The sequence below is a fragment of the Aromatoleum evansii genome (assembly GCF_012910805.1).
GTDB lineage: Bacteria > Pseudomonadota > Gammaproteobacteria > Burkholderiales > Rhodocyclaceae > Aromatoleum > Aromatoleum evansii.
Genome location: NZ_WTVK01000234.1, coordinates 1 through 439, shown reverse-complemented (window position 1 = coordinate 439; position 439 = coordinate 1). Strand labels below are relative to the sequence as shown.

1 protein-coding gene is annotated in these 439 nt (G+C 66.1%); it reads right to left on the bottom strand.

Annotated elements, in window-relative coordinates; translation table 11 throughout:
* Positions 1-439: sodium:solute symporter family transporter (locus tag GO615_RS29970; RefSeq protein ID WP_211167432.1), on the bottom strand; the 439-nt coding region annotated here is incomplete at both ends.

Here is a 439-nt window from a genome sequence, read left to right as displayed (position 1 = left end):
GTTCTTCGCCTTGATGCCGTCGCCGAGGACGGCGTGCGCGCCCATGCCGATGATCGCGCCGGCCGCGCCGTAGAGGATGCAGTAGACACCGGCCATGGTGCCGCCGAGACGCGCTACCTTCGGGGTGCGCGCGGTGAAGACGCGCTGCCAGATGTCCTGGCCGATGAGCATGCCGAACATGTAGACGACGAACCACGTGATGATCGTCTGCGTGTCGGCGCCGACCTTGCCGCCGGCGATGGCGAAGTAGTCGTCGCCCAGGCGCTCGCGGATGCCGGAGAAGCCGTCGGCCTTGACGAGCACGAACGGCAGCATGAGCGCAAAGATGCCGATCGTCTTGATGATGAACTGCACCTGGTCGGCCAGGGTGATCGACCACATGCCGCCGATGACGGAGTACACGAGCACGACGGCGCCGCCGATGGCGATGCAGATCCAG